The sequence below is a fragment of the Streptomyces sp. HSW2009 genome, assembly GCF_040240285.1.
Taxonomy (GTDB): Bacteria; Actinomycetota; Actinomycetes; order Streptomycetales; family Streptomycetaceae; genus Streptomyces.
Map to the genome: position 1 here is coordinate 1 of NZ_JBEHZD010000250.1, position 10,895 is coordinate 10,895.

Consider the following 10,895-nt stretch of genomic DNA (forward strand, 5'->3'; position numbering starts at 1 on the left):
CCCCGGCGCGGCCCCCCGCGGCGCGGCGGGGCGCGGCCCCCCCCCGGCGCCCCCCCCCGCCCCGGCCCCCCCCCCCCCCCCGGCGCCGGGCGCCGCGTCGGTTGCCGACCCGCCGGACCTGCTGGCCCGGGCCACCCGCGGCACCCGCATCTTCCTGGCCACCCCGCGACTGCGGGCCCTGCTCGCCCTCACCCTGTCCATCGCCGCCGGCGGCGCCGTGGTGATGGTGCACACCATCGTCTACGTACGCGACCACCTCGGACGGGCCAGCTCCGACGTACCGGTGGCGCTCGGCGCCTACGGAGCCGGCTCGATCCTCGCGGCACTGCTCATCCCCCGGCTGCTGCGGCGCACGGGCGAACAGTCGCTGATGCTGCCCGCCGCGTTCGCCTCGGCCGGACTCCTGCTCGCCCTGGCCGCGCTGGCCTCGGCCGGACCGCGCGGCGGCTGGGCCTGGCCCGCGCTGCTGGCCCTGTGGTGGGCGCTGGGCGCCACCGAGTCGGTCATCATGACGCCCACCGGCCGGCTGGTCCGCCGCTCCGCGGCACCGGCCGATCTGAACGCGGCCTTCGCCGCCCAGTTCTCACTGGCCCACGGCTGCTGGCTGCTCACGTATCCGCTGGCCGGCTGGTTGGGTACGGCGGCCGGGTTGGCCACCGCGGCCTGGGTGCTCGGCGCGGTGGCCCTCGGCGCCGCACTCACCGCCCGCCACCTCTGGCCGGCCCCCGACCCAGCCCAACTCCCGCACCTACACACCCAGTTGACGCAGGATCATCCCCACCTGACCGACGCCGAACACGTGGGCGCCGGCTGGCGCCACAGCCACGACTTCGTGATCGACGACCTCCACGACCGCTGGCCGCTCCGCCCCCGCCGAGGGTGACCGCGTCCCGACGCCCGGCCCGTACGGGGCAGGGGTGGGGGTGGGGGTGCGACGAGCCAGCGGGTGGGGAGCGGCGGGGGTGGCAGGTGCGGAGCGAGGGGTTCGGGGTTCGGGGTTCGGGGTTCGGCAAGCAGGGTATGGCGAGGCGGGGTGCGGCAAACAGGGTGCGGGCGGGCGTCACACCAAGAAGGCACCCACCACACCCACCACACCCAGCAGGCCCCCGCAGGCAGACCCGCACGCCTGGCGCCCCACACCCGACGTCACACCTGCGGCGCACCCTCGCGCGGCGCGGCCACCGACGGCCGGTCCGCCGGAGCCATCCGTACGGCCGACGGCGCGGGGACGGCCACTGCGTCGCCGCGCGCCGCCGCGGCATCAGCCACCGGCTCCGGGAGCCGCGCCGCAGCCGAACTCCCGGACCCGTCCTGCGATTCGGCACGTACGACACGCTGCGCGCGCCGCTCCCCCGCACCGGCCGTCGAGCGGTCCCGGCCGGGGCCGGCGGGACCGGGCAGGCTGCGGTGCCCGAGCCGGGCCAGCACCTCCCGCACCCACACCCCGGCCGTGGCACCCCAGTCCCGTTGCGCGGCGTCGCGGTGGCTGACGATGTGCCGGTTGAGCTGCCCGTGACCGGAGGAGAACAGACCGCCGGGACGATCCGCCTCCACGATGACGTCCGCCCCGCCCGGGTTGGTCAGAAAGGTCACGGAAAGCTCGCGGAGCACCCCGGCGTACGCGGGCGCCGGCAGCAGGGTGAAGACCTGGTACAGCGGCAGGCGTTGACTGGTGTCGGGGACCAACCCGTACTCCAAGGTGGCGGCCGTGCAGCCGAAACCGAGCCGGTCAAGGGCGGCGAGCAGCGCCTCGTGCACGGGCAACGGGGCGACCGCGAGCGGCACCAGACCGCCCCGCCCCTTGGCAGCGGCCACCGCGATCTCGGTACGCGCACCGAGGACGACGCCCAGCGACTGCCCCGCCCACTCGGTGACGGGCGTCTCCCACGGCAGCCTTACGTCGAAGAGCAGACTGCGCTCCTCACCGCGCCCCAGCCGGAAGCTGCCCGGCAGGGTGAACCGAGCACAGACGACCTCACGTTCGAGCCGCCGCGCCTCGGCCGCAGTACCCAGCCTGGCCACCACCTCCACGGTGATGCGGTCGATGTCGCAGTCGGCATCACCACCACGCAGCCGAACCTGCCCCGCCAACCGCCCACCGGGCAGCGCGGCACCAGGCGCCAGAACCGTCTCCAACCGGGGTCCCCCCTCGCCGAGGGGGCTGAGCACGGGCGTGAACACCATGCCGGCGTTCTCCTTCACTTGGGTGACGAGCACTTGGGGGCTGAGCGGGGTGTCGAGCCGGGCACAGAGCCAGGGTGGGGCACATGGCGCGAGGTGGTGGTGAGGTATGAGGGTGTGGCGCGCCCCCGGAGTACCAGCACTCCACGGGGCGCGGATCGAGTCGCCCGCGACGCACCGACCGATCTCTGACCGCTGACCGCTGACCAGGCTGTGGTGCGCACCGGGTCCGGCCGTCCCGACACCCGCGGCAACCCACCACACGCCCCGAAGGGAAGGTGCGACGGGAAGGCCGGACGGCAGGGATCGGACGACGGCGGGCACGGGCGAGCTCCCCAACCAGCACCGGGATTCCCCGACCTGATCCGCTGTCCGCTGCCCGCTCCCGGACACTCCACCGGTACCCCATTGTCCGCCGCGGCCCACGGCGCGCCGGCGACAATGGCCGGGTCCGGGCCAGCCACGCGGGCCACGTACGAGGGTACGGGTGAGCCGACTCTGACCCTCCGGCCTCGTCAGCTCCGCAGGCCCCAACCGAACCACCGGTCATCCGGGGTGTTCCGCCCGATGCCCACCAGTCGGACACAGTCAAGGTCTTGCGCCCCTCCCGGCTACCGTGCATGTTCCGTATCCCCGCGACCCGCCCCGACCCGCCTACTTCTACACCTCTGTAGAAGTTTAGAGGGGTGGACGACCTGCACGACACCGTCCCCGGCCCGCAGCGCAGGACGACCGAAAACCAGCGCCGCGCGACAGTCGGCCACTGCCCCCGAGCGCCCCCGCGCGTACGACCGAGCAACCCACCCGCGCCCGCGCGGCCCGGACCGACGGGCGCACCCGACCGCGCCGGGGCGCACCCCACCACTCCTGAACGACCCACTCACTACACCGCGACGCCCATACGAACCCTCCCGGTTCCCCTCCAACAGACCTCACGCACAGGGTGGTTGGGCCAACCAGGAACACCGGATGGTCGAGACACAGCAACCCACACCCGGCACATGCCACCGACACACCCAACTACCGCAACAACCGGTCCCTATCCAACCCCGCGACCGACCCACCCCGGGGTTCCGCCACAGGCACTCATGGCGACGACCGGCCCGACCAACACCCCACTCACCACCCCCTCACCCCACCACCAACCGATACACCTGCCGCGACCCACCCTCCGGCCCCGGTTCGGTCGCCTCGCCCGGGGTGAAGCCGAGGTGTTCGTAGAAGGCGCGGGCGCCGCTGGTGATGGCGCCGGGGTGGTCGGGGCCGAAGGTGATGACCTCCAGCGTGGCGGGGGGTCGGACGTAGCGGTGGACGGCCTCCGCTACCAGGGCGCGGCCCACCCCCGTGCCGCGCGAGCGCGCGGAGACGACCATCCAGTGCAGGTGGTACGTGGGCGGCGCGGCGCCGAACAGCAATGCGCCGAGCACGCTCTTGTCATCCGCCTCGGCGATGAGCGCCTTGGCCTCTCCCATGTGTTCCGCCACCGCCGCATGGAACCCCGCATCGTCGACCATCGGCCCGAACCACTGCTCAACCTGCCCCGCGAGGCTGAGGAATTCGGGGAGGTCCGCTTCGTACGCGAGTCTGACGATCATGTGGACAGCTTGGCAGACCGGCCTCGCGGCGCCCCTCGATGGAGCGCCGGGGCAGCCTCCGCCGGCGGGTCGGCCACCTCGCCCCGGGTGGCGCGACCACCCCGGGCCGCCGAGCGGGGGGGCGGCGGTCGAACGTCGAACCCCCAGCACTAGGGTTTCGCCGCGGAGTTGCACGACGTCGCACGGTCGGGCGGGAAGCGTCGGAATGGACCCCGCCCCGTCCCGCGCTCATCTGTGGCGCATACCTCTTCCATGAGCCGTTATGCCGGCGGGCATTCAGGCAATACCGCCCATCGACCTCGGGAAACGCACTCTTTCGGGGCATGTTCGTGCCGGCTTCGCCACCTATCCTTGCATGGGCGATACAGCGGATTCCCATACGGGAAACGTACGCATCGTTTTTGGCAAGCGAGATCGGCAAGCGAGATCAGAGATGAGCGAGGGAGCTATGACGATCAAGAACGGCGCCCCGGCGACCGAGATCACGGGTGTCACCTGGCTGAAGGCCCGGGCGAGCGTGGGTGCCGGAGAGTGCGTCGAGGTGGCCGGGCTGCCGAGCGGGGAAGTCGCCATGCGGAACTCGCGCCATCCCGAAGGCCCGGCCCTCGTCTTCACCAAGGCGGAGTTGCGGGCATTCCTCGCGGGCGCACGGGAAGCGGAGTTCGACCACCTCACCGCCTAGCGCCCAACGCAGAGTCATACTCTGGCCATGATTTGCGGCGGCGGGCGTACACCCGGCACTCTGGGGTCAATTTGATTGCTCTCCCGAAACCTCGGAGTCGGTATGTCCGCCGCCCGCAAGGCCCAGCGTGGTTCTGACGCATCCGTCCTCCGCATGCAGACGTCGGAGGAACAACGCCCTGCCGGACGGTTATTGGGCGACGAGTTGCGCCACCATCGGGAGCGCCTCGGATACACCCTCGCCGACGCCGCCCGCGCGATCCGGGCCTCCACCTCCAAGGTGAGCCGACTGGAGCGGGGCGAGAGCCCGGCCAAGCCGCGCGACGTGCACGACCTCGTCGTCTTCTACGGCCTCTCGCGCGAGCAGCGCAGTCAGATCGACCAACTCCTCACCCAGGCCGGCAATGCCGACCTGTACGCCAGGTTCGCCGACGTCACGCCCCACTTCCTCAAGCGCCTCATCCGCTTGGAGGCGGCGGCCACCAAGATCTCCGTCTTCGACCCCCACGTGGTCCCCGGCCTGTTGCAGACCGAGTCGTACGCGCGGGCGATCGTACGGATGATGGAGGTCGGCATGCCGGACGCCGACATCGAGCGGGTCGTCGCACTCCGCATGCAGCGGCAGGTCGCGATCGACAAGAGCGGTCGCGCCCTGGACGCGCTGATCGGCGAAGAAGTCCTGTTCCGTGGTTACGGCTCGGCCGACTCGATGTTCGAGCAGATCCGGATGCTGCTGAAGATCACCAAGACCAACCGCTTCAACGTACGCATCGTGCGCGAGGGCGCCATGACCCCGCCCTACCCGATCTTCCACTTGTCGTTTGCCGATGGGGAGTGTCAGGAGTTGGCGTACGTGGAACACCTCGACGGGGCCAACTACGTCACCCAGAAGCGGCAACTCGACAAGTACCGGCGTCTGTTGCTGAATGTGCGGGCCAACGCGTACGACCGCAAGGACAGCACGTTCGCGCTGATGCGGGCGCTCGACCACTGGGAGCACAAGACCATAGAGAAGCAGCCGGGCTGAGCCGTTCCGCTCGCCCGGCTGCTTCCTCCCACCCGCGGCTAGCGCATCACCCCGGGACGCGCCCGACGCCGCCCCACTCGACCCAGTCCGTGGGCCGCAGATGGGCGGGGGGCGTCGGGGCGTCGGGGCGCCAGTCGATGACGTCGACCAACCCCGGTGACTGGATCTCCAACGGTTCGAAGTACCGCCGCACCTCGTGCGTTTCGCGGACCCGACCCCAGTTGTGGTTGGTGGCCTCCGCCATCAGGTTGGTGACGTCCTGCCGTACGACCGGGTCGTCGCTGACAAGTTGGCAGACGACCATATAGCTGCCCGGCGCCAACTGCTCGGCGACGGTCTTGATCAGCGCGGCGGGGTCGCGTTCGTCGTCGGTGTCGGGCAGACAGTGCAGCACCGAGACGAAGAGCACGGCCATCGGCTTCTTCCAGTCGAGGAACCCCTCGGTGGCCTGCCTGATGTCGCGGGTGCGCCGCATGTCGTAGTCGAGGACCATGGTGTCCTCGTTGTCGTCCAGAGAGGTGCGACCGTGGGCGAGGACCATGGGGTCGTTGTCCACGTAGACGACCTTGGCACCCGGCCGGGCGCGCTGGGCGACCTCGTGGACGTTGTCCTGGGTGGGCAGGCCGGAACCGTGGTCGAGAAACTGGGTGATGTTCTTCTCGGTGGCCAGGATGCGCACCACGCGGCGGAGGAAGTCCCGGTTGGTGCGGGCGAGTTGTTGGCTGCTGGGTGCGATCCGCAGTAGTACGTCACAAGCCTCGCGATCGACTTCGTAGTTCTCCGTCCCGCCCAAGAGCCAGTCGTACATGCGCGCGGCACTGGCCTTGCTGGTGTCGATGAAGCGAGTTTCGGGATTCTCCCCGTAGGCCATGCACACTCCTGTGAGCACCGGTATCACCAGGATGTTCTGGATGATGCAGGGGGCCATTTTAGGAGTCTGGGCAGCGGCCGGCTAGTCACCCAAAGGGGCCACCGGGGCAGGAAGTTATCCGATACGTGGCAGTGAACCGCGATGGGCCGGCCTGGTGCGACACACCCTCCGGACGAGTGTGCCCCACCAGGCCGGATCGGCTCAGCGGTCGGGTAGTCGCTTCAGCTCCCGTTCCGCGCCGCGGAGCAGGGCGTGGGCCTCGTGGTCGGGCAGCCCCATCAGCCCTGCGGCCTGGCCGACGGGCATGTCGAGCCCGTGGTGCAGGACCATGATGTCGGCCTGGTCGCTCCGTAACACCGCATGGAACCGGCCCGAGGCGGCGTGTGCGGCAGCCGTACGGTGGTCCGTCGCGCAACGCAGGTCGGTCCACACCCTGGCGGCCGGGCGCTCGCTGCCGAGGAGCGTGGGCCAGCACGCCCCCACCCCGTCGAGAACGGCGTCGACACAGTCCCGTGCCGCGTGCCGGTCCTCGATCCTGGCTTGCGCGTAGCGCAGGTAACCGGCCCGGTGGGTGTCACAGAAGGCCCGGTACTCCAGGCAGAACGCGGGCGGCGCAGCCGGCTCGCCCTCGCTTCCGGTCACGGCCTGCGCACCCCTTCCCTGAGGGTGTGCCGCTCGATGCGGGCGGCCTTCCACAACGGCTTGAACCGTCGCGGGTCCGCTCCCCACCCCACGACGACGTCGCGCAGTACGGGCCAGTCCAGTGCGGTCTGGCCGTGGAGGGCCATGCGGAGTTCGGCCGGGTCGACGCCGGGTGGGCAACTCGCGGCGACCCCGGGAAAACCGGCGGCCAACCGGGCACCGCGTAGCGCCGCGGCCAGTCGGCCCGTACCGTTCCGCGGGTCGACCACCGACGGCTGACCCCACGCGCACTCCCACAGCAGGCGCAGGTCAAGGGGCTCGCCGCCCAGGGCGTGCGCAACCATGTAGACCTCCGACCACGACAGGAGGAGCGTGCCGTCCAGCAGCCGGGACAGGGTGGACGGCGGGAGGTCGGTGACGGCCGCGATGCGGTCGAGGCCGGTGCCGCTGCGTTGGTGGAGGGCGTACAGGGCGCAACCCAACGCCCGTACTTCGGCCGACGCCCCCGGTATCGCCAGTGGGTGGTGCCCCGCGGCGCGGCCGATCGGTGGTGGGTCGTGGAGCGGGTCGAGCGAGGGTGCCTGTGCGGGGATGCGCCCGGCGCCCCGGGCCGCGCCGCGGCTCCCGCCCCAGTGGGCCCTGGCCGACGCTTCGGGCACACCAACCTGGGCGGCGATCTGCGCCCAGGTCCAACCCTCGTGTCGGGCCTCGTCGACCGCGACGGCCGTCAGACAGGCCACGTCGTGGCCCATTGCCTCGGTCAGTTCCGCAACGACCGCGAGTCGGCCGCTGCCCACCAGGTCAAGTCGTCGTGCACGGGTCGTCAGGTCGTTGACGATCACCTGCCAGGAGTCGCGCGGCGGCCTGGCCGTCTCCGGTTCGCGCTCCCGTTGTTGATGCGCCCGCGAGCGGCATTTGGGGCCGCAGTAGTCCTTGGGGCGTCCGCCGCCCTTCTTCGTCGGCTGAATCTTGTCTCCGCAGAAGGCACACCGCGCTTCTGCCGATGGCGTTGCCATGGGGGTTTCCCTTCGCCGGCCCGGTGTGGTCGCCCATCGCGTGGTGGGCGCCAACGGTCACCGCCGGGTGTTCTCCAAGCGGTGGACGGTCCGCAGGGTCGGCCGGGCCTCACCCTGGGACTTCGGGGACCGGGCTGCGAGGGGCCGCACCGCCCGGCGGGCCGTGGCCCCGGAGCTGCGTACGGCATCGCCCTCGCCGCGCGGCGCCAGGTCGGCCAGGCTCGTCAGGGCGAGGAGCACGAGCAGCGCCAACCCCGAGATCTCGTACACGGCCGGGCGGGCGCCGGGCAGGAGGACGGCGGCGGCCAGCAGGACGCCGAGGGCGATCAGCAGGCTCGCCTCCATCCACGGCGCGTCCTGGGCGGTGGCAGGCGTTTCGCCGGCCCTTTCGGCAGGGATAATCCCGAGGGGAACTGCACGGGAAGCACATGCCTGCTCCCGGCTTTCTCTATGGGTCACGCTCAGTCCTTTCTTCGATTGTCGATGGCCTGCGGTGGCCTCGGGATGCAGCCCGGGGCCACTGCCATCTCAGCCCGCGATCAGCCGGCTGCGCGCAGCCATTCCACCACATTGCCCCTCATCGCTATTCCTCTGCGATCAGGGGCTTCCCACCGTGCAAGCGACTCCACCCTGCAAGGTGGAAGATGGCTGACGCATTTCAAGCGGATGGCGCGCCTTGGCAGTCACTTGGTTTCGTTTTCTATAGACGTACGATCAGAGTTGATCGCCGTATTGTGATCACCTCCTGAGCGCTTTCGACAAAATGCCAGGTGAAGTCGGGTGTTGAACAACCCGCGAGGTTGACCGTGAAACCTTCTAGGCTTGACCATCACACCCGCCCCTGAATGCGCGTGCAGATGGGAAAATCGCAAAGCGCAAGAGCAAACAGCTCATCGGCGGGAGAGGTCGGGTCGCCGCTTGAGAGCGGGCACCGCCTGCACACAGCGGGCGCGAAATACCTTCACTCGGCAAATATCGAGGCCGAGCGGCGGACCGGGGAGCACTCCGGTCAAGGACGTGACGCGACGCTCAATTCGTCTGCTTGAACGACTAACGCCTTTGTTGGGGATTGCCCTTCTCGTCCCCGTACGGCGTGAGGTTCCGCAGGGGCGGGAGGCGGATGCGGGCGGGTCAGGCCGGAGCGGGCAGGGGACGGGCCGGGCAGGCGGGACGTGTGGGTGGCCGTACGCCGACGAACCGGGCGGGTCGGCCGCCGGCGGACCGTCACCCTGACGCGATGGGTGGCTCCAGCGGAGTGGGGTGGGGTGGGTTGCTGATGTGAGTGGTGGGTGGTGGGTGTGGGTGTGCTTCTGGGGCGTGGATGTGGGTGTGGGTTGCTGAAGCCGACGCGGGGATGGGTGTGGGTTGCGCGACGCTGGTGTGGAGGTGGGTCGCGGGGTCAGCGCTGTTGCTGGGCCGCGGCCCGGCGCTGCCGCTTGCCGAGTGGGGCCTGGGACCGGTCCTCGGCCTGTGACCTGAGGTTCTTGTAGCCGTAGCCACGCTCGACCAGCCACGCCCTGGCGGCTTCTTCGGCGCGTTCGGTGGCGAGCAGGATGTCCTCTTCCTCCTCCCCGGAGTCCAGGAACCGGAAGGTGAAGGCGGACCGCGCCGCCAGGTCGTAGCTGAGGTGTCCCTCGGGTGTGAAGGCCGCGCGCAGGACGTCGTGTTCTGCGGCGTGGGCGAGGAGTTCGGCGCGCTGCTCGGCGCTGAGTTCGTGGAAGACACCGCGGACCATGATCCGGAAAGTACGCGTACTCATCCTGCGACAGTAGCCAGCGGGCCGTACGGGCTCCACTGTGTTTCCCGCGGTATACGGAACGGCTGGCGGGAGCGGTGCGGCGGCCTCCCGTCGAGGTCAGCGGCCCGCTGCGGGTACGTGCTCGCGGCCAGCCGCGACGGCGACGGCACGGTGGACGGCGCGCGCCAGCCGGGCGCCCCATCGGGAGCGCGGACCGGCGAAGGCGTGCACCTCCTCGCCCGGGAGCGGGACCACCCTGGCGGCCACGCACACCGCGTCGGTCGGCGTGCCCGAACAGTCGTGGCCGGCGTCGAGCAGCGCCTGCACCTTGGCTTCGGGGGCGGTCGACACGGCGTTGACCAGCGCCGCGTCGGTGAGCGCCACCGGCAGCGCCACCACGATGTTGATCGTGCCGGGCCGGGCCGGTGTGCTGGTGCCCTCGGTGGGTGAGGCGGCCCAGCCGCGCACGCCGAGCCCCGCCGTAGCGACCGCTTCGACCCCTCCGTCCCGCGCGTGCCCGTACGCCCGGACGTCGGCCGCCGTCATCAGCCCGACCCCGACCCCCTCGGCTCCGGCGGCCCGGGCCAGCTCGCCGAGGTGCCGATCCGGGTCGGTGCGGCGGTAGCCGTGGGAGACCTGGGCGTTGAGGACCCAGGAGCGCTCCCCGATGCCGCCGCCGAGGACGGAGCTGCTGACCATCCGCCATCCCGCGCCCGCCCGCCACAGCAGGCTGTCGAGTTGTTCACCGTCTTCGACTCGGGTGAGTCGCTGCACCGGCAGCAACCCGGCGGTCGGGCGGGGCGGCGGAAGGACGGCGGTCACCTTGCGGGGACTCCTCACGGGTGGGGGCCCGCTGATGGTACGTCGCCCGGTGCGTTCGGCGTTCCGGTGTCGTGCCGGGCGCCGGATCGGGGCACGCTTCGAGCAATCGGCTGCGGGGCGCATGGCCCGCGACCGGCCAGCAGCCGGGGCCCACGTCGCTGTGGGGCCCCGCGCCGGTCGGGGGCTGCCGCCCCCCCCGCCGGGGGGGGGGGCGCCCGCCCGCGGGGCCCGCCCCCCCGGGCGCGGCCCGGACCCCCCGGGGGCGGGCCGCCCCCACCCAAGCCGCGGCCGCCGCGACAGCGTGTGGTTATCTGGGGGGGGG

Annotated in this window: 11 protein-coding genes; 3 read left to right on the top strand and 8 right to left on the bottom strand. The window is 71.4% G+C overall.

The features are described from left to right. Positions 1 to 883: MFS transporter (locus AAHZ94_RS19020; RefSeq protein WP_349994163.1), on the top strand; the 883-nt coding region annotated here is incomplete at its 5' end. A 263-nt stretch (positions 884 to 1,146) separates the two neighbouring features. Here the strand turns inward: AAHZ94_RS19020 and AAHZ94_RS19025 are convergent. Beyond that, a complete protein-coding gene (locus AAHZ94_RS19025) occupies positions 1,147 to 2,184 on the bottom strand; it encodes a sporulation protein (RefSeq protein WP_349994164.1) in 1,038 nt (345 codons plus the stop codon). A gap of 1,127 nt (positions 2,185 to 3,311) precedes the next feature. Beyond that, entirely contained in the window at positions 3,312 to 3,776 is a 465-nt protein-coding gene (locus tag AAHZ94_RS19030) for a GNAT family N-acetyltransferase (RefSeq protein WP_349994165.1), read from the bottom strand. Positions 3,777 to 4,209: 433 nt separating this feature from the next. Here AAHZ94_RS19030 and AAHZ94_RS19035 point away from each other — a divergent pair, with 433 nt between their 5' ends. Together AAHZ94_RS19035 and AAHZ94_RS19040 are read left to right on the top strand one after the other, a co-directional pair. Then, positions 4,210 to 4,458, top strand: a complete 249-nt coding sequence (locus AAHZ94_RS19035; protein ID WP_349994166.1) for a DUF397 domain-containing protein — start codon at positions 4,210 to 4,212, stop codon at positions 4,456 to 4,458. Positions 4,459 to 4,560: 102 nt separating this feature from the next. After that, positions 4,561 to 5,484 carry a helix-turn-helix domain-containing protein gene (locus AAHZ94_RS19040; RefSeq protein WP_349994167.1) on the top strand — a complete coding sequence of 308 codons (924 nt, stop codon included), beginning with the start codon at positions 4,561 to 4,563 and terminating at the stop codon, positions 5,482 to 5,484. Positions 5,485 to 5,530: 46 nt separating this feature from the next. Here the strand turns inward: AAHZ94_RS19040 and AAHZ94_RS19045 are convergent, their stop codons facing one another. The 6 genes from AAHZ94_RS19045 to AAHZ94_RS19070 all read right to left on the bottom strand — a co-directional run bounded on the left by AAHZ94_RS19045 (position 5,531) and on the right by AAHZ94_RS19070 (position 10,573). Beyond that, positions 5,531 to 6,355, bottom strand: coding sequence for an SAM-dependent methyltransferase (locus AAHZ94_RS19045; protein ID WP_349994173.1), 825 nt, complete (start codon positions 6,353 to 6,355; stop codon positions 5,531 to 5,533). Positions 6,356 to 6,556: 201 nt separating this feature from the next. Further along, complete coding sequence (locus tag AAHZ94_RS19050; RefSeq protein WP_349994168.1) at positions 6,557 to 6,997, bottom strand: hypothetical protein; 441 nt, start codon at positions 6,995 to 6,997, stop codon at positions 6,557 to 6,559. Next, a complete protein-coding gene (locus AAHZ94_RS19055) occupies positions 6,994 to 8,013 on the bottom strand; it encodes a hypothetical protein (protein WP_349994169.1) in 1,020 nt (339 codons plus the stop codon). The genes AAHZ94_RS19050 and AAHZ94_RS19055 overlap by 4 nt, the downstream gene beginning before the upstream one ends. A gap of 57 nt (positions 8,014 to 8,070) precedes the next feature. Continuing rightward, a complete protein-coding gene (locus AAHZ94_RS19060; RefSeq protein ID WP_349994170.1) occupies positions 8,071 to 8,358 on the bottom strand; it encodes a hypothetical protein in 288 nt (95 codons plus the stop codon). A gap of 1,054 nt (positions 8,359 to 9,412) precedes the next feature. Beyond that, positions 9,413 to 9,772, bottom strand: a complete 360-nt coding sequence (locus AAHZ94_RS19065) for a DUF6204 family protein (protein WP_349994171.1) — start codon at positions 9,770 to 9,772, stop codon at positions 9,413 to 9,415. A gap of 96 nt (positions 9,773 to 9,868) precedes the next feature. Beyond that, complete coding sequence (locus tag AAHZ94_RS19070) at positions 9,869 to 10,573, bottom strand: adenosylcobinamide amidohydrolase (protein WP_349994172.1); 705 nt, start codon at positions 10,571 to 10,573, stop codon at positions 9,869 to 9,871. Positions 10,574 to 10,895: the final 322 nt, after the last annotated feature.

Bases quoted from the DNA above. Each gene is read 5' to 3' on its own strand.
- AAHZ94_RS19045 (WP_349994173.1), bottom strand. From the start codon at position 6,355: ATGGCCTACGGGGAGAATCCCGAAACTCGCTTCATCGACACCAGCAAG.
- AAHZ94_RS19040 (WP_349994167.1), top strand. From the start codon at position 4,561: ATGTCCGCCGCCCGCAAGGCCCAGCGTGGTTCTGACGCATCCGTCCTC.
- AAHZ94_RS19065 (WP_349994171.1), bottom strand. From the start codon at position 9,772: ATGAGTACGCGTACTTTCCGGATCATGGTCCGCGGTGTCTTCCACGAA.
- AAHZ94_RS19035 (WP_349994166.1), top strand. From the start codon at position 4,210: ATGAGCGAGGGAGCTATGACGATCAAGAACGGCGCCCCGGCGACCGAG.
- AAHZ94_RS19060 (WP_349994170.1), bottom strand. From the start codon at position 8,358: ATGGAGGCGAGCCTGCTGATCGCCCTCGGCGTCCTGCTGGCCGCCGCC.
- AAHZ94_RS19030 (WP_349994165.1), bottom strand. From the start codon at position 3,776: ATGATCGTCAGACTCGCGTACGAAGCGGACCTCCCCGAATTCCTCAGC.
- AAHZ94_RS19025 (WP_349994164.1), bottom strand. From the start codon at position 2,184: ATGGTGTTCACGCCCGTGCTCAGCCCCCTCGGCGAGGGGGGACCCCGG.
- AAHZ94_RS19055 (WP_349994169.1), bottom strand. From the start codon at position 8,013: ATGGCAACGCCATCGGCAGAAGCGCGGTGTGCCTTCTGCGGAGACAAG.